The sequence below is a fragment of the Marinobacter salicampi genome, from assembly GCF_011074795.1.
GTDB lineage: Bacteria > Pseudomonadota > Gammaproteobacteria > Pseudomonadales > Oleiphilaceae > Marinobacter > Marinobacter salicampi.
Genome location: NZ_JAAMPF010000008.1, coordinates 139256 through 165471, shown reverse-complemented (window position 1 = coordinate 165471; position 26216 = coordinate 139256). Strand labels below are relative to the sequence as shown.

The window sequence follows — 26216 nt, the reverse complement described above, 5'->3', positions numbered from 1 at the left end:
GATGGAGTTATCCGCACGCTAGGGGCGCGGACTGACCCTTACACACAGACCCTGTACAGCCACAACGTCGAGCGTAGTGCCCTCTTCCACCGGCTCGGCGCTGATCGCCTGCCAGCGTTCCCCGCTCAGCCTGACATGGCCCTGGAACTCACCCTCTCTGGATGGCGTAAACGACTCCAGGGCAACGGCCTGCTCCTGCTTGAGCTGGTCCAGACCGCTGGCTGCCGGTTTTTTTCGTAACCCCATGAATCGAGTCACGGTCCACAGCATAAAGCCGCCTGCGACCGCCGCGGTGCCGCCGATGGTTGGCAACGAAATATCCCGGTGGCTGCCATCCATCAATATCACCGAACCCACCACGAAAGCGACCATGCCACCGATACCCAGAATACCGAAGCTGGGCATGAAGGCCTCCCCGACGATGAAGGCAAGGCCCAGCAGGATCAGCGCGAGACCCGCATAGTTGACTGACAGGACCTGGAAGGCAAACAGGGCAAGCACAAGACAGATGGCACCAATCACTCCGGGTACCAGGCTTCCGGGATTGGCCAGCTCGAAGATAAGCCCGTAGAACCCGATGATCATCAGGAAATAGGCGACGTTTGGATGGGTTATGACGGACAGAAGGTCGGTACGCCAGTCCGGGTCCACCCGTGTCAGCTGAACATTTGCCGTACTGAGGGTTCGTTCACCGTCCCTCATGATCACCGTGCGGCCATCGATTCTGGTTAACAGGTCAGCCATGTCGGAAGCCACCAGGTCGGCGACGTTTTGCTGCACTGCCTCCTCGGCGCCCAGATTCACGGCTTCGCGGACCGCCTCTTCAGCCCAGTCGGCATTGCGACCATGGCGGCTGGCAAGCTCCCGGATATAACTTACCGCATCCTCCAGGGTCTTACGTTCCATGTTGCTGGCGCCCCGGCGCTTGGACTCTTCTGCTGCTTGCTCATCCTGCTCTGCTTCGCCCCCGGAACCTGAGTTATCATCCTCTGGCTTTTGCTCGGACGGCTCCGGCGTACCTCCGCCCATCTGTACCGGCGTGGCAGACCCCAGATGGGTTGCCGGGGCCATAGCGGCAACATGGCTACCGAGCAGGATGTAGGTACCGGCACTGGCCGCTCTGGCGCCTTCAGGGGAGACATAGGTAGCAACCGGGACACTGGAGGCGAGGATGGCCGAGATCATGTCGCGGGTGGAGTCCATGAGCCCGCCAGGGGTGTCGATCCGGAGAATCACGATCTCAGCCTCCTCCCGGGCGGCCCGCTCCAGGCCCCGCACCACGTAATCCTTGGTTGCCGGACCGATGGGGCCATCCACTGTAAGGACCAGGGCCGTACCTGCAGTGTCATCCTGGGCGAGCACTGCCCGGCCCAGGGAGAGCAGAGCCAGGGCCAGGCCAACTGCAAAAACGAGGCTCCAGCACCAGAACCGATAGGATGGAGAAGACGGTATGCGGGGATTGGGTTGGGTTATCACTGACGACACCTCCCATGCTTGACTTGCACTATGCGGCGATCAGATAAGTCGCGCGAGAATGGACTCCGGTACGATTTTCATGACAAAAGCGATGGGCGTCCATGGCCAGCCAGGAACATAACAGCGGGCGCGCTCTGACTCTATCGCCCTGACCATGGCCCGACAGCCGGTTTGGGCATCGACGATAAAAGGCGGGTTCTTTACGCCGGCATTGATTTCAGTACGGATGTAGCCCGGATAGAGCGTGGTCACCTTGATCGGGCTGCGGCGCTTGCGCAGCTCTACCCGCAGACCTTCCGCCAGGGCGGCCAGCCCGGCCTTGGTGCCGGCGTAGGTGGTAATGTTGCTCGGCATGCCCCGTATCGCCGAAACCGAAGATACCGTCACCAGATGGCCGCGGTTCTGGGCCCGGAAGATCACCATGGCAGCTTCCATCTGGGCCAGGGCGGCCACGAAATTGGTTTCTGCCGTCTGTCGGTTGGCCTCGAAGTTGCCGGTGCCCAGCGGCTGACCCTTGCCAATGCCGGCATTGACGATTATACGGTCGAGGCTGCCAAACTCGGCCCGAAACGCTTCGAAGACTTCGAAGACCTGCGGGTGATTGTTGACGTCCAGCTCACGCACGCTGACGGTAAGCGACGGGTAACTGGTTTTCAGCTCATCCCGCAAGGTTTCCAACCGTTCAGTGCGACGTGCGCACAACGCAAGCTGATAACCCCTGGCAGCAAACTCGCGCGCCATGCCTTCTCCAAGACCTGAGCTGGCGCCGGTAATCAGCACACTGGGCATCCCACATTGCTCCTGCTGTGACTGGTTCAGAAAATTAGCCGGGTCGGTTGTTCCATAAGATCGGCTTCAGGCTCAGTACCCGCGGTTTTATCGGGCTGCAGATTATTTTCTGCCGGTTCACTTGCCACCTGGGTCAGACGTTCCCCAACCATCCGGGGCAAACCGTCGGCCTGCTCGACCGCGAGTTCTATGGCGCGCCGCTGGAACTCGACCCCGGGGACCTGCTGCTGGAACTCCGCCATCACCCGGCTGACTTCACGCCACAGGCGTTCCTTGACCTCGTCTTTATAGTCCTCGTGTGGCCGGTGAACTTCAAGCCAGACCTCGCGTCCGCTCATACCAATCTTCACCGGCTGGTTGATCACCTGGACAGGCGTGCCGTTGTCAACGGAGTACATGAAGCGCTCGATATCTTCATTGTACATACGAAAACAGCCGTGGCTGACCTGCATGCCTACGCCAAACTGCTTGTTCGTGCCGTGGATCAGATAGCCCTGCTCACTGAGCACCATGGCGTGGGCACCAAGGGGATTGTCTGGTCCCGGGGGAATCATCCGGGGCAGATATTCGTTGCGAGCGTCGTATTCTTCCCGAACCGTCTTCGGAGGATACCAGGCCGGGGATTCAAGCCGCATGGTCACCTTGGCATCGGTAACCGGCGAAGGGTTTTCCTCGGTACCAACACCTACTGGGTAAACCTGGACAGTCCCCTTACTGAAAAAGTAGAGCCGGTACTCCGCCAGATTGATAACAATTCCCTCACGTCTGGACTCAGGGAGTACGTAACGACGGGGCACAGTGATCTGGGTACCTTCCCCGGGCAGCCAGGGATCTACGCCGGGGTTGGCTTTAACCAGTTCCAGATAACCTATGCTGAGGCTGTTGCCCAGACCGGCAAAGGTGTCTTCATATTTGGTGGTCATCACCGACAACTCGCCTACCAGGTCGCCCTGTACTGACCAGGTAGGCACGCGCGGTACGTTCACTTGCTTGGCAGTTGGCACCTTGTCAGCAAGCTGCTGGCCACCAGATGCCTGGGGAGCCTCCTCAGCCTGGCCGGAAAAAGTTACCAGCATGAAGGCCATCACAAGCGGAAACCGGTATTCAGCGTTTTTACCCATAGACCACATAATCAATTTTCCAAACAACCTACGAACCTGAGAGGGCGGCCCACAGGGTCGCCACCGCCAGCACCAGAAACAGCCCGCTGGCCGCCAGTCTTGCGGTATTCAATGGTAGCCTGTCCATAAGCCATTTACCCGCCATTATTACCGGGATATTGGCTGCCAGCATACCAATGGTCGAGCCCGCAATCACCCAAAAGGTGGCCTCCTCGTAGCGGGCCGCAAGCACAACGGTGGCAATCTGGGTTTTGTCGCCCACTTCAGCAATAAAGAACAGTATCGTGGTAGCAGTAAAGGCGCCTAGCCGTAGTAACCCTGAGTCCTCACTGTCGTCTTTGTCAGGCACCAGGAGCCACAAGGCGATGGCAATAAAACTCCCGGCCACCAGCCATGGCAGCCAGCGCTCAGGCAGCCAGTCCGCAACCCAGGCGCCCAGCAGCGCTGATAAACCGTGGTTAAGCAGGGTGGCAACCAGTATACCCATGACAATGGGGGCCCGGTGAGCAAACCGGCTGACGAGAAAGAGAGACAGAAGCTGGGTTTTATCGCCGATTTCCGCCACAAGTACGGCAAAAGTCGATGTCAGAAAGGCGTCCATAAATAGAGCTCGGGGCGGATGTCCAGACGAGAGGCAGCCCATCCTCCGCCCGCGGGAATGGCACTGCCTCAGGTCTTGTCAGTTCCTGCCTATGCACAGGACGTAATGACCACGGGATTGAGTCCCGAGTGTGTTGACCATTACCCGAAGCCGATCTGTCAGCTTGCGGCGACTACTCCCCTGAAGAGGGAGCACATGTTAAATAATGGTTCCTCCGAACGCAATTAATCCCTCATGCGCCACACCGGCCACACGGCCAGAAGCACGAAACCGGCCACCAGCCACCAGGCGGTATGGAAGGCGTCGATGGTGGGCAGACCATTGGCGTGATCGCCATACTCGAGGGTCAGAGCCACCAGGTTGATACCGTAGGCACCTCCCAGCTGGCGAGTGAAATTGATGGTACTGGAGCCATGGCCCAACTCATGGGACTCAAGGGGATTCAGGGCGCCGGTGGAAAGAGCGGGCAGCATGAACCCGAGGCCCACCCGACCAATGACGGCCCAGAGGGCAAGCCAGGCAAACCCAAGCGCCAGGTCAGACAGGGCAAAGAGCACCGCGGAACTGGCAAACAGACCCATACCGGCGGTTATCAGCAGACGGGGGCTGTGTGTGTCCGCCATGCGTCCCGCGAGGGGGAAAATGATCCCCAGAGCGATGCCCGCAGGCAACATCAGCAGCCCTGCCTCGGTGGCCGTGAAGCCAAGGGCGGTCTGGACAAACAGGGGAATCAGATACGTTGAGCCAAACAGCGCCAGCCCCAAGGCGATCGCACCGATATTTGCGAACAGGAAGCTGCGGCGTCGCAACAGGCTTACCTTGAGCAGGGGGTGCCTGGCGCGGCGCTCACGGATGACAAACAGCACCAGCGCGAGAAGCGCGACGGCGCCGCCGACAGCGATCCTCAGGCCGTTATCGTCGGGCAACTGCAAGCGGTTAAGGGCATCCAGGCTAAAGATGACCGTAATGGCAAGGAGGGTAAACCCGCTCAGGTCGAACGGGTAGCGGAGCAGAGGCGCGACAGGACGCGGCAGGAACTTCCAGACCATGAAAACGCCGAGCAGGGTCACTGGCGCCGGCGCAAACATTACAAAGCGCCAGTCCAGCTGGTCCACCAGCACGCCGCCCAGCACCGGCCCCAGGGCGGGTGCCAGGATCACTCCCATGCCATAGATGCCCATGGCCTGACCACGACGTTCCCTGGGGAAAATCCGGAACACCAGGTACATGGCCATCGGCTGCATAAGTCCGGCTACGGCGCCCTGGCCGATACGCGCCACAATCAGCATCTCGGGGGACTGGCTGAAGCCACCAGCGACCGAAATGACGCTGAACAGTGCCATGGCGGTAGCGAGGGTCTTGCGCAAGCCAAAGTGGTCAAGCAGCCAGCCCGTTGTCAGCATGGTGATGGTCATAGCCGCTATGAAGCCGGTCGCAAGCCAGTGGGCCTGGCCCTGTCTGATCCCGAACTCGGCCATGATGTCCGGCAGCGCCACATTGACGATGGTCGCACTGAGCACCGTGGCCATGGTCCCCAGCATGACGGTGGCCACAGCCAGCCATCGCCAGCGTGAGCCATACCGGCTTCGCAGGGCCTCAAGGGAATGTCTGGACAAGAGCGCTCCCGGCGGTGAACAACCGTTGGTTTACTTCAGGCGGTCGCCATTCACCATGATTTGGTTAAAGACACCTACTGCGATCCCGATGTCCTCTTCGGCCACACCCTTGAGCATCTCCTCTCGCAGGGCAGCGGCCCGGGCATTCAGCTCGTTCATAAAGGCCTCGCCCGACGAAGTCAGATGAAGCCGGCGTGCCCGCCGGTCCTTCTGGCACAGGCGCCTCTCGATAAGCCCCTGCTCTTCGAGACTGTCGAGTAGCCTTACCAGAGTTGGATTCTCTATCGCCATCAGGCTCGCCAGCTCACGCTGGGTAAGACCCTCGCCGCCACGCTGCAGGTAGAACATGGTTGTCCAACGGGCCTGGGTCACCCCCAGATCCTTGAGCCGCTCATCAAGCAGCTTGCGCCAGCGACGGGTGACCCGCGCTACGGCGAACGGGAACTGATCTCTTACCGCACCTTGCTCCATTCTAAACCTCGATCAACGAATAACGGGAACTAACCTACTACTAGTAAGCTAATTGTTGCTATTAAAAAAGATACATCCTGCACGGCAGAGTTCGCAAACACCGGGCCGGAAACACGCCCGTCCAGACTTGATGAATTGACTAACCGGCTTTCTTGAACCCTTCGGACACATCAGGCTCATCCGGGGCATGGAATTCCTCGTTCCGGGGATCAATTTCAGCCAGTACCGGTGAAGCCTGGGGCATGGTGCCGACAAATTGCTCCTGCTCTTCCACCGGGATGTCGTAGGTGGTACGGATGCGGTGCCAGGTGGATCCGGCAAGCAACAGCAAGAACGCGGCATTGCCCAAGAAAAGACCCCTGGGTCCGGTATAGCTCACCAGTTCAGCCATGACCACAGGCCCGATAATGCTGCCAATGCCGTAGCTCAGCAGCAGTGTCGCGCTGGCCGCGACAATTCTGTGGTGCTCCATGCGGTCGTTGGTAATCGCCACAGCGACGGGGTAGACAGTCGCGGACAAACCGGTGAAAAGCCCAACCGCCAATAACAGAAGCCAGAACTGGTCCGGTTGCAGAAGCGCCGCCCCGATGCCGGCACCGGCGCCCCCGAGGGCAATCCAGAACATCACCCGTCGGCGATCAAAACGGTCGCACAAGCGTCCGAGGGGCCAGGCCAGAAGCATGGCGGCAATAATGGCGCTGGCCATGAACACCGAGGTCGCGGCCACGTCCATGCCCACCAGGGTGGCGTACACCGGACCGAGAGCATAGAACGAGCCAATCAGTACGCCACAGATGAGGGCACCCACAACGCCAGTGGAGGACTCGCGCCAAAGTGTAAAGACAGACATCCTGTCAATCTTTTCAATGGGCGGCGCTTCCATGCGGGTAAGGGAAAGCGGAATGATGGCCAGGGTGACCAGAATGGCAGCCAGGGTAAAAGGCATGAAACTGGCCGGATCCCCAAGATTGACAACCAACTGCCCGCCAGCAGCCGACAGGAAGAAAACCATCTGGTAGATGGCGAACAGAGCCCCCCGGTTGCTGTTGGTGGCCCGGCTGCTGAACCAGCTTTCTATGACCACAAATACGCCGGCCATGCTGAAACCTGACACAACCCGGAGCGCAGCCCAAAATACCATTGAGACCGCCAACGGGTGCAGAAGAGCGGCGACAGCGGCCAGAGCAGCGAAGGCAGTGAACGCGCGGATATGACCGACCCGGCCAATCACCCGATTGACAAACAGGGTGCCTGCAACAAAGCCGATGGAATAGCAAACCAGCACCCAGCCAATGGTCGCCGGGTCGACCTGCTCAATGCTCAGACGGATACCCAGGAGGGTCATCAGGAAGGCATTACCGCTCACCAGCAGAATAATGCTGAAAATCAATGCCGACAGGGAAGCCACCATGCGGGTCATCCGGCAGTCTCCAAAAGCTGCACCTCTGACTCCGGATGTTCAGGGTGGCAAGGGTTTCAAAAGGCTAGATTGAATTATAGGACCTTACTAAACAATAGCAGGCTTATTAATGCGTTGTTGCCAATCAGCCATTAAACCAGTCACTCGACTTCAATGCCATTACGCATTTGCCGCAACCCGCTAGAAGCCGCTCACAGCATGGGCTAAATAAGTTATTTTACAATCTTTTACATTAATGCCCTGTAACACACTCACCGGTTCCAAAGCTGATAATATGAGAAGACTGATCAGGGATTGGTCAGTTTTTAGTCAGCCATAACAAAGAGCCCATCGTTATGAAGAAAACGGAATGGCCCATCCGCTGGGACTTATTATTACGCTACCGTCTGATTGAAATCATCGCTCTGTGGGAAGGCAGGCTGACCACCAATCATATCTGCCATGGGTTCGGCATTGGGCGGCAACAGGCGTCCAAGGACATCAATACCTATCTGCGTGAAGTCGCGCCTGACAACCTGGAGTATGACCGTCATCTCAAGGGCTATGTACCATCTTCAAACTTCCGGCCGGTAGTGACCCAGGGCCACTCCGATGAATACCTTGACCTGCTGGCTCGGAACGACGCCCTGAGCCAGACCTTCGAATCTCTGGACATAGGCCTTCCAAACAGCACCGTGATAACGATTCCCAAGCGCCTGGCCGAGCCGGCTGTGGTGCGGGCCGTGGTTGCCGCCACTCGCCAGGGGCGACGCGTACAGGCTGAGTATTTTTCCCTCAGTGAGCCCCGCGGCGTGCGCCGCACCATTGAACCCCATACCCTGGTCTACAGTGACCAGCGCTGGCATGTGAGGGGCTGGTGTGAACAGCACAATCAGTACCGGGACTTCGTGCTTAGCCGCTTCCGTGGCACACCACAGATTCTGCCTGAACGTAGCCGCCATACCGTTCATCAGGACGAGGACTGGAATCGCAAGGTGACCATTGAGTTGCGTCCTGACCGCCGGCTTTCTGCCGAGCAGCAGGCGATTATTGCCAATGACTACAACATGACCAACCAGAGGCTTAGGCTGGATACTCGTGCAGCGCTGGTCCGCTATGTACTATCCATGGTTGGCATCCGCCCCAATACAAAGGACCCGGACCCCCTGATCCAGCAAGTGGAAGTCGCCAACCCGGAAGCCCTGGCGCCCTGGTTCGCCTCCCGCAAGAAGAACCGTGAAAAAGTAGCCGAGACCTGCTGATATTCCGGGGCCGTCTTGAAGTATCCGCCTGTCAGTTCTGCTTTACTGGTGCTGTTGTCCGCGTTCGGCCCGCCCTTGCTGGCGGCCGAGTGTGGCGTTCCGGCGACAGCCATCGCCCTTGTCCAGGGCAGCGGTGACCGCTCGCCCATGGCGGGCGAAAAGGTTACGGTCGAAGGTATAGTCACCCACGATGCCCGCCACTCCGGCGGCTGGCGTGGTGTTTATATTCAGCAGGCGGATGCTCTTGCCGATACCGACCCGACCACATCTGAAGCCCTGTTCGTATTCACTGATTCCGACATCGGCAAGACCAGTCACAGAGTGCGGGTTTCCGGAGAGGTCCGGGAGTTCCACGGGCTCACCGAACTTACCCAAGTTACCCACATTTCGGATTGTGGCCCGGCCCCATTACCAGAAGCGGTTACAATTCCCGCCCCCTGGCCCAATGGTGTAGTTCCGGAGTACCTTGAAAACATGCGAGTGATCTTCACGAAGCCCTTGACGGTCATCGATACCTACCATCTGGCCCGCTATGGCGAGCTGACGTTGGCCGAAACCATGCAATGGGTCCCGACTCAGTTGATGCCTCCTGGCCCGGTTGCAGCACGGCTTTTCAATATCCAGCTGCAACAACGCCTGGTGCTGGATGATGGCCACAGCCGTCGCGACCCGCGACCGGTCGCCTATCCTCCACCAGGCCTCAGTTACCACCATACCCTCCGTGCTGGCGACACAGTCGCCGGCCTGAACGGGGTACTGGACTTTCGCTTCGGTGCCTGGCGCCTTCAGCCCACGACTACCCCCGAATTTACTTCTGAGAATCCACGGCCCCAGCCACCGGAAAAAGCACCAGGAAGCAATTTCCGGGTAGTGACGCTGAACCTGGGCAACTACTTCAACGGCAACGGTGAGGGCGAAGGCTTCCTGGCCAGTCGTGGCGCTGACAGTGAGGGCCGGCTTCGGGCACAGACTGACCAGCTGGTCGCCACGGTGCGGGGCCTGGCGCCTGACGTGCTGACCGTTATGGAGGTAGAAAACGACGGTTATGGCACAGACAGTGCTCTCGCTACGTTAACCGAGGCCCTGGGCGACGGCTGGCACTACGCGTCAACACAGCAGGCCCCTGGCACCGACGCCATCCGGGTTGGCATACTCTACCAAAGCCGGATTGTAGCGCCAGAGGGCCAGGCGCGGGTTCAGCCACAGTCTGGAAAAGGTCGGCCGGCCATCAGTCAGACCTTCAGGTTGAAAGACAGGGACACACGAATTCGTGTAATCGCTGTGCACCTGAAATCCAAGGGCTGCCGACATGCCCGGGGCGACAACCTGGACCAAAATGACGGCCAGGGCTGTTTCGCCAAGGCTCGGGCTGAAGCTGCGACCGAGTTGACTGCCTGGCTGGACAGCCTTGGGTCGCCGGAGCATCTGGCCGGGATGCTGCTTACCGGCGATTTCAACAGTTACGCCCGGGAACGGCCCATGGAGATTCTGGCGGAGGCCGGTTTTACTGATCTGGTCCGACACTATCACGGCTATAAGACCCGCAGCTTTCGCTACAAGGGCCGGGCCGGAACGCTTGACTACATATTGGCGGACGACAGACTCAAAGCCAGAGCGAAAGCAGCCCAGGTCTGGACTATCAACGCTGACGAACCCCCGAGTCTGGGTTACCAGGGGCCCTTTGCAGCGACTGAAGACAAGCCTGGCCCCTGGCGTTCGTCGGACCACGACCCGGTTTTTGTGGATTTGGATCTGCAATAGCCCAGCGATACTCTTACCCTAGCGCCCACTGTCACGGTCAATATAGCCAACGCCTCCGAGTGCGATCCCGCTAAACTGAATGGAGATGCCCTGACTCTGCCCTCCTAACAGAACCGAGAGACACCCATGCCTAGCAACCTGTCAAGACCCGCCTCGTTACCCCAAAACCCCAGGCTTCGGGCGCTTGTGCCCAACCCCTGGCCTTTGGTCAGGACCGGCCACCGATGGTTGCAGCGTATGAAGCGCCGCCAGTCCACAGTGGATGGGCACCGCCTGGTTTGGCTCGAACGAGGCAAGCCCGGGGCGGACAGACCCACTGTCATACTGATCCACGGCTTTGCCGCGATGAAGGAAAACTGGAGCTCATGGTTGCCGTTGCTGCCCAAAAACTGGCACCTGGTAGTGGTAGATCTGCCCGGCTTTGGTGAGAGCGAATACCGCCCAGACCGGGACTACCGCTTTGAGACCCAGGCTGAACGGCTCAAAGGCTGGCTCCAGGCCAAAGGATGGCAAGATGTACATCTGGTCGGAAGCTCCATGGGGGCCGCCATTGCCACTGTACTCGCTCACATCCTCGAGCCCCAGGCTCGCACGCTGACTGTTCTGAACAGTGCCGGCATACCGATTAAGCCGGACCTTGATCTGGCGATCGCGCCAAAAACCGAGCCGTCCCTGCTGGTGCCGCAAGACTGGGCCGGCGTCTACCAGATGTTCAATAACGTGGGCAATGGCAAGCCCTCGCTCATGGGTCTGGCAATGACGGGCATACTTGGCCTCGACCTGATGAATCGGGCCTCCGCCCATCAGCGGATTTTCGCTGACATGATGGCGGACCCCTATGCGCCGGTGCGCCATCTTGAGAAAACCCGTATTCCGCTTCAGGTGCAGTGGGGAGACCGAGATGTCATCACCCCGACCCGCTGCGTCGACTACTATCGCGCCAACGTACCCCATGCGGAGCTTCAGATATTCGAGGGCGTTGGGCACGTGCCCATGCTCGAGGTTCCCCGGCGCTCGGCCCGAGCCCTGGCCAGCTTCATTAACGCCCACTGAAAGCCCTCAATTGGCCTTTCCAACCTATTGACCCGTCAGCGGGGTCATGGGGTGGGGAAGGCAATCGCGTCATAATCGTTATAGCTTGAACGCTGTCACACTTTGCAGCTCTCCAGCGCACCAAAATAACAACAGACTTAACGGGGACCAAGACCATGCGAGCCAACGCATCCCAGGATCTGGGGTTGCCATCCATCTACCTGCATCTGTTAGCCGAGTTGCTGCGCACCGGCGGTGTGGATGAGCAAGCCCTGCTGCTGCGGGTTGGGCTGGACCCTGCCCGTCTGCGCTCAACGGAACTTCGGGTAAGCCAGTCCCAGGCCAGCGAATTCATGACCCGGGCGATTATCGAAAGTGGCGAACCAGGCTTGGGCATGATGCTGGCCAGTGAACTCAAGTTGCCATTGCACGGAGCGCTGGGTACTGCGGTAATGAGCAGCAAAACACTGGGGGAAGCTCTGGATCTGATGAGCCGTTTCCTCACTCTGAGGTCACCCAACCTGAACATTATCCAGGGGCGCGAAGGCAACCAGGCGGTCTTCCAGATGGTCGGTGGAACCGAGCTGGGGCCACTCCACAGCTTTGCTCTGGACGCCACACTGTTCGGCTGCATTGTGATGGGGACACAACTGGTGGGTACACCCATTCCGGGCGCCTGCGTCCGTCGCCGGGGTCCCGAGCCCGCCTACTTCGGTCGCTTTCGCCACCGGGTACCGGTTCCGGTGCTCTACAATGAAGCAGACGACGCCATTGTCATCCCCCTGGACAGTCTTTCCGCTCCCCTGCGTTTCAGCAATGAACAGCTCGCCGCAACGTCACGGGCCCAGTGTGAGGAAGCCCTGCGCAAGCTCACCGAAGATGCCGGCTTTAGTGTCAGAGTAAGACGGGTCATTGAAACCAGCCATCCTTTCCCACCAAAGCTGGCCCGGGTAGCCAATACTCTGTTCGTTTCAGAACGCACTCTTAAGCGCCGCTTGCAGGAGGAGAACAAAAGCTTCCAGCATCTGGTGGACAAGGTCCGGCTGGAACGCGCTGGCGAACTCCTGCAGGGCACCAGGATGAATCTGAGCCAGATCGCTGATTCCCTGGGTTACGCAGATGCCGCCAATTTTACCCGGGCCTTCAAGCGCTGGACCGGCATTAGTCCCAGTCAGTACCGCACTGAAGCCTCAGGCACTGGCCTGTCGCAGCCCGGGGTTCTCCAGGCCGGGGCCTCCCGCCCCGCTGCCCTGGAGGGCCGGTTCTAGCCGTCCGGCCCCGCGACATAAAGGTCAGTCTATGCCAAGTATCTTGTGCATCTGGATGGTTAGCCGCCAGCGCGGATGGGCCAGACAGTAATCCGTAGCCCGGCGGGTATTGCTGCGTTTGAGCGAGTCTTCCCCCGCTTCCGGCACGGCAGGCGAGGCCATGGGGGACAGGAAGAAGTGCCGTGCTTTCATGTGTTCGAAGGCTTCCGGAGGCGCCAGGGGCTGGGGATACACCAGCTTGAGCTCGTCGCATTCATTGATCACCACCGGCGCTGCGGCCTTGGGGCTCACACACAACCAGTCTATGCCAGTCGGAGCGGGTAAAGTGCCATTGGTTTCAACACCGACTTCGAACCCGCGCTCATGGAAGGCGCAGACCAGGGTTTCGTCCAGTTGCAACAGTGGCTCGCCACCGGTACAGACCACGTAAGGCCGTCCCGGCGCCTGAGGCCAGAGACTGGCAATATGATCGGCCAATTCCGCCGCTGTGGCGAACTGGCCACCATTCTGGCCGTCGGTGCCGACGAAATCCGTATCGCAGAAATTACACACGGCCCGGGCCCGGTCAGCTTCCCGTCCATTCCACAGATTGCACTTGCTGAAGCGGCAAAAGACCGCGGCGCGTCCAGCCTGGGCACCTTCTCCCTGCAAGGTATAGAAGGCTTCCTTCACACGGTACATCAGTCCGTCTCCTCATAGGGCAACGGATCCGGGCGACCGTGATTGGCAAAGGCTCCGAGTCTTTCCTGGCAGGAGCCACAGCGGCCACAGGCCCGTTCCCGGCCGTTGTAGCAGGTCCAGGTCTGGCTGTAATCCAGCCCCATGGCCAGTCCTTCTGCCAGGATCGCGGTCTTGTCTGAATTGATATAGGGCGCCTCAATTCGTACCGGCTGGTAATTGGCAACCCTGCAGACAGCGTCCATCCTTTTTACGAATTCCGGTCGGCAATCCGGATAGATCGCGTGATCGCCTCCGTGGGCCCCATACCATACCGCGGCGGCGTCTACTGTTACGGCGTAGCCTGTCGCCAGCGACAAAAGGATCATGTTCCGGTTGGGCACCACCGTACTTTTCATGCTGTCTTCGGCGTAATGCCCTTCCGGGACCGGCGTGTTGCCGGTCAGTGCTGAACCGGCCATGACGGAACTGAGCGACCGTATGTCCAGCACCTGGTGCGGAATATCCAGCTCGCCACAAACGGACCGGGCACAGTCAAGCTCTCGCCGGTGGCGCTGGCCGTAGTCGAACGACAGTGCGTGGATGGCCAAACCTTGGGCACGGGCCCGGTGCAGTAAGGTAAAGGAGTCCATTCCCCCTGAATAGATGACCACGATGGTTTCTGGCATACGTCTCTCCTGGTTCAATGGTCATATTGTAACAGTGCCGATAGAGGATAGGTTCGCGTCCACTTCGTGAGACAGTTACACTTTATGTTTATAACCGCAGAAAACCTGAAGGGTATGACAGCGCTGATAACTCCGCCGGCATTTCTGGATTTCGAGGCTTCCAGCCTTGATCTCATTGCAAGTTACCCTATCGAGGTTGGCGTCTGTCTACCTTGCGGTACCCTGCACAGCTGGCTGATAAAGCCGCACGTGCGCTGGCAGGACTGGTCCTCAAGCGCCGAGCAGATACACGGTATTGCCAGGACGACCCTTGAACAGGAAGGCCTTGAAGTCAGAGCCGTTGCGCACGCCCTGAATGAATTGCTTGAAGGTCAGGTATTTTGCGATGCCTGGACATTCGACTCCTTCTGGATGCACAGGCTGTTCCGCGCCGCCAGCATAGCGCCGCTATTCCAGCTTGAATCGGTCTCGCTTCTGCTCAGCACACCCCAGGTGCAACAATGGGCGGCCATCCGCCAGCAGGTTATTTCAGAGCTTGGCCTGCCCGTTCACCGAGCCGCCAACGATGCCCTCATACTCCAGAAGACCTGGCATCAGGTCAGTCAAATAGATGACTTCAGAGCCCCGGATTAACCCTGCCACTGCGACAAACTAACTCCCATGGTCAGCCAGGGCCACGGAAATGGGCAAAAAAAAGGTGTCACCAAAAATGGTGACACCCAATAAGGAGAGATCCACACGATGTCTGCACGGGCAGCTCATCGGGGATTGCACAACGTAAAACACGTGACGGATCAAAGTATCCAGCTTCTCATGATCAAGGTCTGTACGCAGTTGCCGAATAGGTGTTATCCCTAAGGATAGGAGGATAGGACCCGTCGGAAGGCACTTGAAAAGCCCACCACAGGCGATACACTGTCCAAAGATAAGACTCGCGGTATCACGGTCGAATACCCAGCGGAATGCAGAACCATCGGAATGCAGAATAAGTACCGAGAGTGCCGTAAGTACCGAGTGCCGAGAGTACACGGACAAGTCTGAAACATGAGGTTTAAGCCGAAAGTGAGATTAATGCAGATGTCTTTACATCAACCTGTCAGCCCTGAAGCGGTTTTCTGTGCCAAGCCACAGACGATGTGCGTTCTGGCAATGAACAGCTAACGGCTTTCGGTCATGCCCGGGAGCCTCAGAGCGACCGGGCCCGCTTCTCCGCGACAGACCCCGGCGCTCCAGAGCCCGGGGTTTTTGTTTTTTTAAGCCGCAACATGATGAGGAGAAGATGATGAGAAAGCCCCCAAGAACACGTGCGGCAAACCAGTCGGCGAATCAGCCTGCGGGCCCTATCCGGCGCCCTGACAAACTGCCGCTACTCGACGCCATCCTGAAGAAGCTCAACCAGCGGGTAAATCTGGATGATGAACCCAGGGTCCTGGGCCTGTACGAGCGCGGCTGGATTTTCAAGGGCGTGCTGGTAAGCCTCGATGGCGCCGAAGCACGATATGTACGCGCGCTCGCCACCCGCTACGACTCTTGGATCGCTCGGCAGGTCGCCTGACCGGCCCGGCGCCCGATTGACGGTTGCTGTTGATGGACAGGCATGCAAGCAGCATCGAAATACCGGCAGCCTCAGTGCTGCCGGTTCAGGCCCCGTATCATTCCCACTTCTGAGCCATGCACCATGATGTAGTTATTGATCACGTCATGGATCTTTTCCAGCGAATAGGGCTTTACCACATAGCCATTGGCGCCGGCGCTGATCGCCCTCTGTATGCTTTCGATGGAGTCGTCTGCAGTTACCAAGACCACATGTTGTTGGGGATTGGCCTGCTTGAATTCCGCCATAAGCTCATGGCCATTGCCATCGGGGAGCCCCAGATCCAGCATCACTATATGGAAGCGCTCTGCCGCGTATTCCGCTCTTGCCCCGGCCACATTCTCACACTCCGCCACCTGGCTTGCCCCCGCCTGATGCAGCATATCCCGAAGCAACTCCCGCATGATGGGCTCATCTTCCACTACAAGCACCTTGAGACTTTCCATGATCTTACTCCTGTATCAATACCTGGCCATCAGGCAAAAAAACTGGGTCTCCGGTCAGTTGCCTTCGCTCTGGGAGCGTCGGGGAATGACCAGCGGCGCATGTTGGGGAGACACGTCTTCCGTTCGTGGCTCCGCGGGATGACCGCTTGTGAAGGGAGGCTCGTCCCCGTTTTGAATCAACATATTACTGATGCTGATGGCGGTCGTGTAGAGGGAAATGGCCACAATGAGCAATATGGGCTGCACAAAAGCCACAAAACCGGGCACCGCTTTTTCTCCGACAATACTCAAAATGAGGATGATTGCGGGACCGAGAACCACAAACAGGGTAAGCGCAATAAAGAAAACGATGCGCTCCTTGAATCGCCCCAGATCACGATCGCTGACCAGACCCAGCACAAACTTCCCTATGGCCAGCCCTGCCAGGATGGCGGCGGCAATACTCAGGTCCGGACGCAGCAGAACGTCTTGCAGCTGGCCATCCCAGAGTCTCTGCATAAAGATCACCAGGAACGGAAATAACACGAACAGTACGTCCGCATAGGTACCATACATGGTGCTGAGGGAATGGGATTCACGACGGGTTGCGGTTTCACTCATGGTACGGTTCCTGTGTTATTCGTTGGAATGGCCCAGGGTGGGCGCCAGTGCCTGATCAATAAGCTTGCCGAGTTGGTCCAGCTCCCGGCCAATCTGGTCCCAGGCCGGTTCGGCCAATTTCATGCACTGCTCCACACGACCGGCCTGCTCCGTCATTCGGGGGTACCCCATGGCACCGGCGGTTCCTTTGATCTGGTGGGCTTCGGTCAGAAGGGCGCCAGGGTCCCGCTGTTGAAAAGCCCGCAGCATTGTTTCCTGGCGCTCGGCAAGACCTGCCAGGAACTGGATCACCAGATGACGCATACCTTCTTCCTCAGCCTGGTCCGTAGACAGTTCCCGGGTTGTGCTGAGCGTGCGATCCAGCAGAGCCGTCAGGTGGCCATGGTCGATGGGCTTGATCAATACGCCGTCGCAGCCTGCCTCGGTCAGGGCGTCGATTTCCCGCTGATCACCTGCGGTAAAGGCGATGATAGGCCGCTGAAAACCAGCCTGGCGCAGCAGGCGGGTGGCTTCAACACCGTCCATGCCCGGCATGTGGCGGTCCATGAGCACCAGGTGGACAGTCTGGGCAAGCGCCACCCGCACGGCTTCGTCGCCTGAAATCACGCTTCTCACCTCAAGCCCCAGGCGGGCAAGCATCCGCTCCACCAAATGACGATTGTCGTCGTTATCTTCAGCCACCAGTACCTTGCCGGAATATTGCGCCAGTGCTTGCGGTTCGCTGTCTGGCGCCGCGCTGAGATAGCGCGCCATGATCTCGTAAAAGCGCTGCTTGTCGATTGGCTTGGCCAGGTGCTCGGTGCAACCTGCCACGCGGTAGTCGTCGATATCTTCTGCCATAACATTGGCGGTCAGCGCGATGATAGGCGTATTGATGCCCGCTTCCCGGATCGCGGCCGTGGCGTCCCGGCCATTCATGACAGGCATCTGGATGTCCATGAGGATCAGGTCGAACTCATCCCGCATAATGGCTTCCAGGGCCTCGGCACCGTTACTGACATGGACCATGTCGGCGCCGGTGCGAGATACCAGCAAGGAAACCAGCCGTCGGTTGACCTCGTTATCTTCGGCACAGAGAATCCGGCCTGCCAGCCTTGGCGCCATCACCATCGGTAGCTGGCGCCGGCGCTGGCTGAGCTCGGAGGCGTCGCGCAGAAAATGTACGTTATCCAGGCTACCGGTATCAATGGTGACCTCGAACTCGCTGCCCTCGCCGTAGGTACTGTGGACGACAATATCGCCACCCAGAAGCTGTGCAAGCCGCCGCGAGATGCTCAGCCCCAGGCCGGTACCACCGTATTGTCTAGCTATGGCCGCGCTGCCCTGGGCAAAGGGATCAAACAACCGGGCTAGCTGCTCCGGCTTCATGCCTATACCGGTGTCCACCACCCGTGCCACCAGCTTTTCAGCCTGGCGGTCGCACCGGATCATCAGCGAAATGGAGCCTTTTTCCGTGAACTTGAGTGCATTACCGCAGAGATTGATCAAAATCTGACGAAACCGTGTCGGGTCTGTGCGGATGGTTTCAGGTAGGGGAAATTCGCAACCGATGCTGAACTCAAGGCTCTTCTCCCGTGCCCTGGGCAGGAAAAAGGCACGTACCTCATCCAGCAGCTCAGGCAGGTTGACCGCCAGCACATCCACGTCCAGTTTGTTGGCGTCAATTTTTGAATGGTCCAATATGTCATTTACCAGGTCCAGCAAATGTCGACCACTGCGCACCACGGTCTCAGCACTGCTGCGCTTCTCCTCGGGACTCAGGTCACGGTCGAGCAATGTCTCGCCATAACCGATAATAGCCGCCAGTGGTGTTCGGATTTCGTGGCTCATGTTGGCCAGAAACTGGCTCTTTGCTTCGGCAGAGTTACGGGCCAGGTCCTTCTCCATCCGTTCGTGTTCACGCTCTTTCTCGATCTTCTGGCGCTGGTGACGCTCGGTGGCGTCGATGCAGGTGCCTTCCAGGTGCAGCGGCTCACCCTCCGTGCTGTAGACTGTATGCAGCGAGATAGTAGCCCAGCGCTCATCGCCCCGACGGCTGAAATATCGGGCCTCTATGCCTTTTAGCGTACCCTTGTCTTCAAGCTGCTCCACCACCCAGCGACGCATGCGCTCATCCGCGAAGCAAGTGTCCAGCACATCCAGGTTCTGCTGCAATAATTCCTTGCTGCTGCTGTAGCCCAGGAGCTCTGCCATGGCCGGGTTGGCGGTAATGAACTTGCGCTCCAACGACATCTGGAAGACCCCTTCCACGGCATTATCAAACAGAGACTGGTATCGCTTGAGGTTGGCGAGAGCGCGCTGACTCCAACTCAGGGATTCGCCCTGCACCTGTTTGATCCGGTCAGCGAGAGCAAAGGAAAACAGGATAATCTGGGCAGAGAGGCCAACCTGGGGTGAGTAGGCCGTGAAGGTATTCAGGGGCAGGTAGCCAATGACCGTAAAGGCATAAATGACAAACCCGGTCAGGGCTGCTGTCCAGGCGAAAAAATAGGCCTTGGCGGCGGGATTGTAGTAGCGCCAGGCCAGGTAGCTCACCACAATCATGCTCAGGCAGAGCACGATGGAGCCGATAACGATCCACTCCATGGCGATATGGTAAGGCATGAAAAGACTAAGCACAAAGGTGACTACCACGGCAGCCAGGCACATCCGGATGATCTGGTCCAGGTCAGTGGCCCGCTCACGGGTTTCGAGCAGAGACCGGGCCATCAGTAGGCCCCAGAACCAGGTCATCATGATCTGATAGTGCAGGTACTGCTTGTGCAGAAACGCGGGTCTTTCATCCAGCAGCTGAATACCGTGGACCTGCTCGGTAAAAATAAAAACCGTAGCAGACACCAGGTAGAGCACGTAGTAAACGTTGCTGCGTTCGCGGACCGACACCGCCACGAACAGGTTGTAGGCCAGAATGGCGAGCACGCTGCCAAGCAGGATGCCGCGTATGACTTCTTCAACCGACACCTTTTCAATATAGCGGTCCGGATGCCAGAGCTTGAGGGGCAGACGGAAGGTGTTGAGGGTATTCACACGCAGGTAGATCCGCGCGTCGGTGCCCGGTTCCAGGTTCAGCTTGAAGGTCGGGTTGGGAAGTGCAAGATCACGTTCCGACCAGGAATCTTCATAGCCGGCCTGACGCTGTTCCACGACTTCGCCATCCTTGATCACATGGAGCCTGATTTCATCGACCAGTGGCAGGGCAAGCTCGAGGATCCAGTTGGTTGTGTCGTTGGTGGGCGCCACTTCCAGATCAAACCGGGCCCAATATGCCGAATCCGTATAGCCGAAGTTCAACATACCGCCGAAATGGCGGGTAAATTCATCGGCCTCGCCCGACCGGATGTCTTCAAGGGTCAGGGCTTGCTCGGGGTCTTCCAGGTACCAGATGCAGGATGCGAGGTCATACACGCCATAGGAGTCATGCACCACCACCTCCTGATCCTGGCATCGATCCTCGGTTGCGGACTGCGCCGAAGAGCTGCCGGAGGCGACAAAAAGCATCAGGACGATCATCCCCAGCAGGCTCCGCACTACCTGTTGCTGCAAAATGTGATCTCCACGCGGGAATGCACCCGGGTTTTTGTTTAAGGTCAGGGGTTGTCGTCATTATCGCACCCTGGGGGCCCCTGAAATGAAACACCGTCACATTCTGGCCTTTTTCCCCCTGACCGCCCTGGCCCTGGTGGGTTGTGGTCCGGATGATTCCGGCAGCAATTCCATCAATCCTGCCAGTGACGTAGAGCTCGTATTCTCAAGTTTCACCATAGACAAAGACGAGCAAATCAGCGAAACCCTGTTCTGGGACTTCTATCGCGGCATTGCGCCGGACGACCCGGATCACAACGACGCGGCTGCCTGGGCCTCAGCCCTACGGGAACATATCGATATCTACATGGACGTCACGCCCACCGAAGGTGGCGAGGCCTATGCCGAAGTACGCAACCCCCTTGATCTGATGGGCCAGGTAATCGCTTCCGGCGAAGTGGCTAACTTCCAGGAGGGTCGCGATTACATCAGTGAGCGTATTGACCAGGCCCTCGCCGGCACCTTTAACAGCCGCTCCAACGGGGCCAGGATCCGGTTCGTGGACCAGCAGGCAACGTCCGCCGGAGCCGCCGAGGCAGACAGGGTATGGCAGTATCCGACCCTGGGCTGGGTCTATGCGCCGGAGGGTGAGACCAGCTCAAACAAGGTGATCCGGACGATCCAGTATGTTGCAAGGCCCCCCCGTGATGATGAAGATGCCGAGCAACCTGAACTCCAGAGTCTGCTGGTGGGGACCCAATTCGGCTCAGCGACATTCGGCACCACCGGTTATAACGCGCCAGAGCTGGTCGAAGCCTCATTCACCGCGCGCAGCGTTGGCCGGATGTCGCTATCACAGGATTTCATCAACGCCAAAACCGATACCCTGTTCATCAGTGAGACCGATGCTTTTGAAGTGAATGGCCAAGCACCGGACTGCATAAGGGCAGAACTCGACTACGAAACCCGGCGCCTGACCCTATATACCTCCCGGGACGAACCGGCCCGCATTCCGAACGACGCCACCGAAGACCCGGACGATACGATGAATAATGAGGCGTTCTGTGGAAATCTGGAGGAAGGCGAGCAGACTCTGGATTATCACACCCGGCTTATAACCGAGCGTCAGTAAGGGTTAGTGTCCGCCAGCCCCCACCGCTCCATAAAACCTTTCTTACGGTCGATCATGCGCTGGTAGGTTGCGATAATGATGCCAACGTGAGGGGCTTCAGTTCCCCGGAGGGAGTCGATACGACGTTCCAGGCGGCTGACTTCGTTACTGAGACGAAGAAAGACATGGGATCTCACACTGTCGTGATGGCCCAGGTGGACAGGCCGTGGCACAACATCTGGATCAGGGTTTGGATCGGGAGGGACGATCGACTTGAACGGTTCCATAACAGCTCTCATCCATTGAGTTTTTATACAGCACGCGCGGGATTATCCTGATCACCGAAATGACATGCCTGCTGTGTTTATTTCACGTTATTCTGCATGACTGTCTGACAAAGCGCAATTATGTGAAGACATATTCATAGTATAAAAAAGCTCAACTGGACGGCCGCCCTGAGCTGTCCCTGCTATAGTTTGTGAAGGCTATCGCCACCAAAGGCCGATGCTTTTCCCAAACCCCATGCTGGCCTATAGCGCCTTCGGAGCCCCAGGATATGAACTCTACCTCTGTCGCCGATACTCTCAGGGAATATCTCTCGCTCCTGGAACTGCTGGACGATGCCTACTGGGAAGCTGGAAACATCGGCCACAAGGACATGATTTATGACATTATCAGCATCTTTAGCCAGGAGGTGGCCGAACTCAACAAGCTCAGTGTCATGGACCACCATTACCCCTATGAAGTCATTACTGAAGGCATCCGCCGGGTCATTCCCAAACTGGAGCGGCTGGACGATCTACGGGAGGAGGTCATCCAGCGCACTCAGACCCTGACCGACTTCCGGGACATACTGTCCTCGGTCATCGGTATTCTTGAAGAGCAACTGGCGACCGTCTGATCAGGCCATGGCCAGGGGCCGCTGGCTCTCCGGCAGCAAGGGAAACTCACGACATACGGTATAGACAAACTTTGCCAGCGCTGGCAGCTGGTGACCCACAATGGGCAGGCCGGTGTTGAGCAGGCTCACCGAAATGTCCCGCGCAGCATCGGCCCAGCAGAACTTGTTGATCAGTCCCACGTGGCCAAAAGCATAGCGACTGTGCTGCCCCCACAGACCCACTGGATTGCCGCCAAGCATCAAGCCGGCACTGAACCGCATGGGTATCATCATGGTTCGGTCAATCTGTAGGGAGCCGAACTGCTGGACGGCACGTTTCACGGTTAGCGGATCGCATATTTGCTTGCCTGCCCAGACCCCGCCATTAAGCATCATCTGGTAGAAACGCCCCATCTCCTCCGCCGTACCGCAGAGGTTGCCTGCCGGGATCACCGCTTCCTGGAAACGGGGATCATTAATGACCTTCTCCACTGTGTGGATATCACCCCCAAGGGCCCGGTTGATGATCCAGGACACCGGGAACATGGGGGTCGGGCCGGTGGCATAGTTGGTGGCAAGTTCGGAAACCTGGTCGCTGCCAATGCCGTAGGTGAACCAACGCATTCCCATGGGCTGACGTATGTGGCGATCAAGGAAGGTTTCGATGGATTCACCGGTGACCCGCTCAAGAACCCGTTGCAGCACGTAGCCCCCGGTAATGGCATGATAGGCTACCCGAGTACCGTCCACTTCCACGGGCTCGGCCTCACACAACAGGCGCCAGACCTCATCCGACTGCCAGAGCACGTCAATGGGCGTACCTTTGGGAATGGCAGGAATGCCTCCCCTGTGGGACAGAATCTGATGAATGGTAATGGTGCGCTTACCATTCTGGGCGAACTCCGGACAATAATGGCAGACCGGGTCCAGCAGGTTGACCCGTCCCTGCTCCGCAAGGATATGCACCAGCAATGCCGTGACCGCCTTGGAAGCGGAAAAATAACAGATGGGCGTGTCCGTGGTCATCAACACCTTGGGTGTGCTGGCCGCATCGTGCGGGCCATTGCCGGTAGCATGGCCGATTGCCCGGTGCAGTATCTGCTCACCTTTGTGGCGCACCGAAAGCTGCATACCCGGATGGGTCCCGGTCCGGTAAAGACTTTCAACGCTTTTCCAGATGGCGTCGACTGAGGCTTCACTCACCCCAACGGCTGCCGGGTTTTCTCCCGCCGGGTCCCGGCAGGTAACTGTCGCAAGGTCCCGGGGCACAACACTGCTGTGTAAGGCCCGGCGAGCAAGTCTGTTCATTCAGGGTACCTGTCTGGTTATTGTCGTTTAAGCAAGGTCTTATAATGCCCGTGCCAGCGCCGTGGTACATTGGCCTTCGGTCAGCAGCTCAGACGTCAGTGCTCTCAATGCGCCCATGGCCACACCGGCAGGCGGTGCGTTGGGCGTTTTTACGGTTTTCCAACAGGAGTGTCTATGCTCGGTTATGGGATTGTCCTGCTGGTTATCGTTTCAGTGGCCTTCTACAGTCTTTTCATACACCGCCGCCTTCGGCGCCAGCGCCTTACTGCCCAGTCCTTCCCAGAACACTGGCACCAGATCCTGGAACGGGACATGGCGCTCTATCACCGGTTGCCTCCCGGCGTTCAGGCACGAGTCCGCCAGAATACTCTGTTACTCATGGATGAAGTCAACTTCTATGGCTGCGCCGGCCTCGAGGTGACCGAGCCAATGCGCGTACTTATCTGCGCCCACGCGGGGCTGCTGATCAGTGGTCTGTCCATGGATTACTACCAGAGTCTGCGGGCAATCCTGGTCTACCCGGGGGCCTATCGCGCTCCGATGATGTGGAACGACGGCCTTGTGCACGGCCATTCCGAACAGGACCGTCTGGGCGAGTCCTGGGAAGAGGGTCGGGTGATTCTTGGCTGGGACCAGCTGCTGGCAGAGGCGGCAGATGCCAGCAGCCGGACCAACGTTCTGCTACATGAGTTTGCCCATCAGCTGGATCAGCTGGACGGCGACGCTGACGGCGCACCGCCTCTCAGCTCCGGAGCCATGGCCACGCGCTGGCAGCGGGTATTTTCCGACGCCTGGCATAGACTCCAGGACAGTGCCAGACACGGGGAGTCAGTCATTGATCCCTACGGCGCTACCGATCCGGCTGAGTTTTTTGCGGTGGCAACCGAAGCCTTCTTTCTGGCACCCGCTGACCTTCGGCATCAGGAACCAGACCTATACCAGTGCCTGGAGCAGTTCTATGGGCTCTCACCCGCCAGCTGGCGCGAGGCCAGGCAGACCTGATTCCGACCGGCGTCCTTGGCCCTGTACATGGCCTTGTCCGCTGCCTCCGTCAGCGTCCGTACGGTACGGCCATCCGCTGGAAACACCGCCACGCCAATACTGATGCTGAGCGTCAGCCTGATATCGCCGGACGCTTCAAGGGGCTGCCGGGCCACCAACAGGCGCAAGCGCTCAGCAGTGTCCCAGGCCTCGCTTTCGCTCATCTCCGGCAACAGAACCACAAACTCTTCTCCGCCGTAACGACCGATCAGGTCCACGCTACGAACAGAACGGGCCAGCCTCTGGCTTAGGGCCACAAGGATTTCGTCGCCGACCCCGTGGCCATAGACATCATTGACTGACTTGAAATGGTCCAGATCAATCCAGAGCATGGCGAGCGAGCGGTGATAACGCTCCGCCCGATTGACTTCCTCCTCCAGCAAGCGGCTGATCTCGCGCCTGTTGTAGAGCCCGGTCAGCATGTCCCGGGTTGCCATTTCTGCCAGTTCCTGCTCCAGCAGTTTGCGATCATTGATGTCCAGAATGATGCCTTCCAGCACGAACCGGCCTTCGTCCTCCACACCTCGCCCACGCTCCCAGACCCAGATCCTGCTGCCGTCCTTGCGGGTGAGCTGGTATTCCAGGGAAAAGGGCTCAGCGGCGCCGATGGCCTCCTCAACCGAACGTAACATGCTCTCGGTCGCCTCCGGATCCACCAGCTCACTGAAAGCCACTTCCCGGTTATCAATTATTTCCTGGGGCTGGTAGCCCGTCAGCGCCCGGCAGCCACTGGAAACGAACTTCATGGTCCAGAATTCGTCATAAAGACACCGGTAAGCCATGCCCGGCAGGTTGTCCATCAGGGTGGCCAACTGCCGCTCGCGCTTTCGCAAGCCCTGCTCGGCCAGGCGGCGCTCGGTTACATCCGCGCCTATGGCGATGATGCCTTCAAGCTTCCCGTCATCGTTGTAAAACCGGCGCGAGCTCCAGTCTATTCTGCGGGTTTCGCCGCTGGCTGTGGTGATCCAGGCTTCGTGGGAGGTTATTTCCCGGCCCTCAGTGAGCACTTCATCCATAAGCGTCTGGACCTCATCCCGATACAATGGATCCGGATAAAGCCAGTACCAGAAATCATCCCGCCCCAGAACCTGATCACGGCTGTACCCGCTGATTCTCTCGGCCGCCTTGTTCCAAAGCAGAATCCTGGAACTGGTGTCAACAACGCTTATCCAGACCGTCGCATTGTCGATCACCCCGTCGCGGAACTGGCTTAGATCATGGATGCGGGTGCGCTGGTTCTCTTTTTGCTCGGTCCCGCGGCGATCCCATTTCAGTTGGCGATACAGGACAAGAAACAAGGCCAAGCTGGTCACCAGGACGAAACCCCAGCCTTTGTAGGTCTGGGCCTGGGTCAACTCCTCCGGATCATCAAAATAGAGCACCAGAGCATCGTCCGAAAACGTAATCCAGGCGCCACCGACGAGGACATAGACCAGCACCCCCAGAATCGACCTGAACAAGGGAAGGCGTCGGTTTCGGTCTTTAGCCATGCGTGGGGCCCACATCTGGTTCGGGTCACCGCGAAGCCATCCGAATTGAGGCCAGGTGGTGAGCCCTGGTTAGACTATTCCT

General features: G+C 58.5%; 24 protein-coding genes. 9 read left to right on the top strand and 15 right to left on the bottom strand.

Going from position 1 to position 26216, the window contains the following annotated elements:
• Window positions 1-18: 18 nt before the first annotated feature.
• The 7 genes from G7W63_RS03425 to G7W63_RS03395 all read right to left on the bottom strand — a co-directional run bounded on the left by G7W63_RS03425 (window position 19) and on the right by G7W63_RS03395 (window position 7494).
• Window positions 19-1476, bottom strand: coding sequence for an NfeD family protein (locus tag G7W63_RS03425; RefSeq protein WP_423202272.1), 1458 nt, complete (start codon window positions 1474-1476; stop codon window positions 19-21).
• A gap of 39 nt (window positions 1477-1515) precedes the next feature.
• The gene (locus G7W63_RS03420) at window positions 1516-2265 is read right to left on the bottom strand and encodes an SDR family oxidoreductase (RefSeq protein WP_166253150.1); all 750 of its coding nucleotides are present in this window, start codon (window positions 2263-2265) and stop codon (window positions 1516-1518) included.
• A gap of 26 nt (window positions 2266-2291) precedes the next feature.
• Complete coding sequence (locus G7W63_RS03415; RefSeq protein ID WP_242634295.1) at window positions 2292-3395, bottom strand: L,D-transpeptidase family protein; 1104 nt, start codon at window positions 3393-3395, stop codon at window positions 2292-2294.
• A 19-nt stretch (window positions 3396-3414) separates the two neighbouring features.
• Entirely contained in the window at window positions 3415-3987 is a 573-nt protein-coding gene (locus tag G7W63_RS03410; protein WP_166253147.1) for a TMEM165/GDT1 family protein, read from the bottom strand.
• A gap of 224 nt (window positions 3988-4211) precedes the next feature.
• Window positions 4212-5603 (bottom strand): MDR family MFS transporter, encoded by a 1392-nt coding sequence (locus G7W63_RS03405; protein ID WP_166253145.1) that lies wholly within the window; start codon window positions 5601-5603, stop codon window positions 4212-4214.
• Window positions 5604-5633: 30 nt separating this feature from the next.
• The gene (locus G7W63_RS03400) at window positions 5634-6074 is read right to left on the bottom strand and encodes a MarR family transcriptional regulator (RefSeq protein WP_166253142.1); all 441 of its coding nucleotides are present in this window, start codon (window positions 6072-6074) and stop codon (window positions 5634-5636) included.
• Between the two features lie 139 nt (window positions 6075-6213).
• The gene (locus tag G7W63_RS03395) at window positions 6214-7494 is read right to left on the bottom strand and encodes an MFS transporter (RefSeq protein ID WP_166253139.1); all 1281 of its coding nucleotides are present in this window, start codon (window positions 7492-7494) and stop codon (window positions 6214-6216) included.
• A 335-nt stretch (window positions 7495-7829) separates the two neighbouring features.
• Here G7W63_RS03395 and G7W63_RS03390 point away from each other — a divergent pair, with 335 nt between their 5' ends.
• From G7W63_RS03390 to G7W63_RS03375, 4 genes are all read left to right on the top strand, one after another.
• Window positions 7830-8735 carry a helix-turn-helix transcriptional regulator gene (locus G7W63_RS03390; protein WP_166253136.1) on the top strand — a complete coding sequence of 302 codons (906 nt, stop codon included), beginning with the start codon at window positions 7830-7832 and terminating at the stop codon, window positions 8733-8735.
• Between the two features lie 15 nt (window positions 8736-8750).
• Window positions 8751-10496, top strand: a complete 1746-nt coding sequence (locus G7W63_RS03385) for an ExeM/NucH family extracellular endonuclease (protein ID WP_242634294.1) — start codon at window positions 8751-8753, stop codon at window positions 10494-10496.
• A gap of 126 nt (window positions 10497-10622) precedes the next feature.
• Window positions 10623-11549 carry an alpha/beta fold hydrolase gene (locus G7W63_RS03380; protein ID WP_166253133.1) on the top strand — a complete coding sequence of 309 codons (927 nt, stop codon included), beginning with the start codon at window positions 10623-10625 and terminating at the stop codon, window positions 11547-11549.
• A 155-nt stretch (window positions 11550-11704) separates the two neighbouring features.
• Window positions 11705-12796 (top strand): AraC family transcriptional regulator, encoded by a 1092-nt coding sequence (locus tag G7W63_RS03375; protein WP_166253130.1) that lies wholly within the window; start codon window positions 11705-11707, stop codon window positions 12794-12796.
• Window positions 12797-12820: 24 nt separating this feature from the next.
• On the opposite strand, the gene queE is transcribed toward G7W63_RS03375, so the two are convergent.
• Together queE and queC are read right to left on the bottom strand one after the other, a co-directional pair.
• The gene (gene queE / locus G7W63_RS03370; protein ID WP_166253128.1) at window positions 12821-13477 is read right to left on the bottom strand and encodes a 7-carboxy-7-deazaguanine synthase; all 657 of its coding nucleotides are present in this window, start codon (window positions 13475-13477) and stop codon (window positions 12821-12823) included.
• Window positions 13477-14142: a 7-cyano-7-deazaguanine synthase QueC gene (gene queC, locus G7W63_RS03365; RefSeq protein ID WP_166253125.1), complete on the bottom strand. Its 666-nt coding sequence runs from the start codon at window positions 14140-14142 to the stop codon at window positions 13477-13479. Before queC ends, queE begins: the two co-directional genes overlap by 1 nt.
• An 84-nt stretch (window positions 14143-14226) precedes the next feature.
• On the opposite strand from queC, the gene G7W63_RS03360 reads away from it, so the two are divergent.
• Together G7W63_RS03360 and G7W63_RS03355 are read left to right on the top strand one after the other, a co-directional pair.
• Entirely contained in the window at window positions 14227-14775 is a 549-nt protein-coding gene (locus tag G7W63_RS03360; protein WP_242634293.1) for a 3'-5' exonuclease family protein, read from the top strand.
• 649 nt (window positions 14776-15424) lie between these two features.
• Window positions 15425-15697 carry a hypothetical protein gene (locus G7W63_RS03355; RefSeq protein WP_166253122.1) on the top strand — a complete coding sequence of 91 codons (273 nt, stop codon included), beginning with the start codon at window positions 15425-15427 and terminating at the stop codon, window positions 15695-15697.
• A 71-nt stretch (window positions 15698-15768) separates the two neighbouring features.
• On the opposite strand, the gene G7W63_RS03350 is transcribed toward G7W63_RS03355, so the two are convergent.
• Genes G7W63_RS03350 through G7W63_RS03340 form a run of 3 tightly spaced genes read right to left on the bottom strand, consistent with a single transcriptional unit; the run spans window position 15769 to window position 20292 of the window.
• Window positions 15769-16182: a response regulator gene (locus G7W63_RS03350; RefSeq protein ID WP_166253119.1), complete on the bottom strand. Its 414-nt coding sequence runs from the start codon at window positions 16180-16182 to the stop codon at window positions 15769-15771.
• 54 nt (window positions 16183-16236) lie between these two features.
• Window positions 16237-16782 (bottom strand): hypothetical protein, encoded by a 546-nt coding sequence (locus G7W63_RS03345; protein WP_166253116.1) that lies wholly within the window; start codon window positions 16780-16782, stop codon window positions 16237-16239.
• 15 nt (window positions 16783-16797) lie between these two features.
• Window positions 16798-20292, bottom strand: a complete 3495-nt coding sequence (locus G7W63_RS03340; RefSeq protein WP_166253294.1) for a response regulator — start codon at window positions 20290-20292, stop codon at window positions 16798-16800.
• 118 nt (window positions 20293-20410) lie between these two features.
• Here G7W63_RS03340 and G7W63_RS03335 point away from each other — a divergent pair, with 118 nt between their 5' ends.
• The gene (locus G7W63_RS03335) at window positions 20411-21436 is read left to right on the top strand and encodes a hypothetical protein (RefSeq protein WP_166253113.1); all 1026 of its coding nucleotides are present in this window, start codon (window positions 20411-20413) and stop codon (window positions 21434-21436) included.
• Here G7W63_RS03335 and G7W63_RS03330 read toward each other — a convergent pair.
• The gene (locus G7W63_RS03330; RefSeq protein ID WP_166253110.1) at window positions 21430-21702 is read right to left on the bottom strand and encodes a hypothetical protein; all 273 of its coding nucleotides are present in this window, start codon (window positions 21700-21702) and stop codon (window positions 21430-21432) included. The two genes, G7W63_RS03335 and G7W63_RS03330, sit on opposite strands and share 7 nt — an antisense overlap.
• Window positions 21703-21971: 269 nt before the next feature.
• Here G7W63_RS03330 and G7W63_RS03325 point away from each other — a divergent pair, with 269 nt between their 5' ends.
• Window positions 21972-22316 (top strand): hypothetical protein, encoded by a 345-nt coding sequence (locus G7W63_RS03325; protein WP_166253107.1) that lies wholly within the window; start codon window positions 21972-21974, stop codon window positions 22314-22316.
• Here G7W63_RS03325 and G7W63_RS03320 read toward each other — a convergent pair whose 3' ends face one another.
• Window positions 22317-23603, bottom strand: a complete 1287-nt coding sequence (locus G7W63_RS03320; protein WP_166253104.1) for a serine hydrolase domain-containing protein — start codon at window positions 23601-23603, stop codon at window positions 22317-22319.
• Window positions 23604-23777: 174 nt separating this feature from the next.
• On the opposite strand from G7W63_RS03320, the gene G7W63_RS03315 reads away from it, so the two are divergent.
• Entirely contained in the window at window positions 23778-24605 is an 828-nt protein-coding gene (locus G7W63_RS03315) for a M90 family metallopeptidase (protein ID WP_166253101.1), read from the top strand.
• On the opposite strand, the gene G7W63_RS03310 is transcribed toward G7W63_RS03315, so the two are convergent.
• Window positions 24560-26134: a sensor domain-containing diguanylate cyclase gene (locus tag G7W63_RS03310; RefSeq protein ID WP_166253098.1), complete on the bottom strand. Its 1575-nt coding sequence runs from the start codon at window positions 26132-26134 to the stop codon at window positions 24560-24562. The genes G7W63_RS03315 and G7W63_RS03310 overlap by 46 nt on opposite strands.
• Window positions 26135-26216: the final 82 nt, after the last annotated feature.

Bases quoted from the DNA above. Each gene is read 5' to 3' on its own strand.
- G7W63_RS03325 (WP_166253107.1), top strand. From the start codon at position 21,972: ATGAACTCTACCTCTGTCGCCGATACTCTCAGGGAATATCTCTCGCTC.
- queC (WP_166253125.1), bottom strand. From the start codon at position 14,142: ATGCCAGAAACCATCGTGGTCATCTATTCAGGGGGAATGGACTCCTTT.
- G7W63_RS03400 (WP_166253142.1), bottom strand. From the start codon at position 6,074: ATGGAGCAAGGTGCGGTAAGAGATCAGTTCCCGTTCGCCGTAGCGCGG.
- G7W63_RS03355 (WP_166253122.1), top strand. From the start codon at position 15,425: ATGAGAAAGCCCCCAAGAACACGTGCGGCAAACCAGTCGGCGAATCAG.
- G7W63_RS03350 (WP_166253119.1), bottom strand. From the start codon at position 16,182: ATGGAAAGTCTCAAGGTGCTTGTAGTGGAAGATGAGCCCATCATGCGG.
- G7W63_RS03360 (WP_242634293.1), top strand. From the start codon at position 14,227: ATGTTTATAACCGCAGAAAACCTGAAGGGTATGACAGCGCTGATAACT.
- G7W63_RS03330 (WP_166253110.1), bottom strand. From the start codon at position 21,702: ATGGAACCGTTCAAGTCGATCGTCCCTCCCGATCCAAACCCTGATCCA.
- G7W63_RS03345 (WP_166253116.1), bottom strand. From the start codon at position 16,782: ATGAGTGAAACCGCAACCCGTCGTGAATCCCATTCCCTCAGCACCATG.
- G7W63_RS03390 (WP_166253136.1), top strand. From the start codon at position 7,830: ATGAAGAAAACGGAATGGCCCATCCGCTGGGACTTATTATTACGCTAC.
- G7W63_RS03320 (WP_166253104.1), bottom strand. From the start codon at position 23,603: ATGAACAGACTTGCTCGCCGGGCCTTACACAGCAGTGTTGTGCCCCGG.
- G7W63_RS03335 (WP_166253113.1), top strand. From the start codon at position 20,411: ATGAAACACCGTCACATTCTGGCCTTTTTCCCCCTGACCGCCCTGGCC.
- G7W63_RS03410 (WP_166253147.1), bottom strand. From the start codon at position 3,987: ATGGACGCCTTTCTGACATCGACTTTTGCCGTACTTGTGGCGGAAATC.
- G7W63_RS03315 (WP_166253101.1), top strand. From the start codon at position 23,778: ATGCTCGGTTATGGGATTGTCCTGCTGGTTATCGTTTCAGTGGCCTTC.
- G7W63_RS03310 (WP_166253098.1), bottom strand. From the start codon at position 26,134: ATGGCTAAAGACCGAAACCGACGCCTTCCCTTGTTCAGGTCGATTCTG.
- G7W63_RS03375 (WP_166253130.1), top strand. From the start codon at position 11,705: ATGCGAGCCAACGCATCCCAGGATCTGGGGTTGCCATCCATCTACCTG.
- queE (WP_166253128.1), bottom strand. From the start codon at position 13,477: ATGTACCGTGTGAAGGAAGCCTTCTATACCTTGCAGGGAGAAGGTGCC.
- G7W63_RS03420 (WP_166253150.1), bottom strand. From the start codon at position 2,265: ATGCCCAGTGTGCTGATTACCGGCGCCAGCTCAGGTCTTGGAGAAGGC.
- G7W63_RS03395 (WP_166253139.1), bottom strand. From the start codon at position 7,494: ATGACCCGCATGGTGGCTTCCCTGTCGGCATTGATTTTCAGCATTATT.
- G7W63_RS03415 (WP_242634295.1), bottom strand. From the start codon at position 3,395: ATGTGGTCTATGGGTAAAAACGCTGAATACCGGTTTCCGCTTGTGATG.
- G7W63_RS03380 (WP_166253133.1), top strand. From the start codon at position 10,623: ATGCCTAGCAACCTGTCAAGACCCGCCTCGTTACCCCAAAACCCCAGG.
- G7W63_RS03340 (WP_166253294.1), bottom strand. From the start codon at position 20,292: ATGATCGTCCTGATGCTTTTTGTCGCCTCCGGCAGCTCTTCGGCGCAG.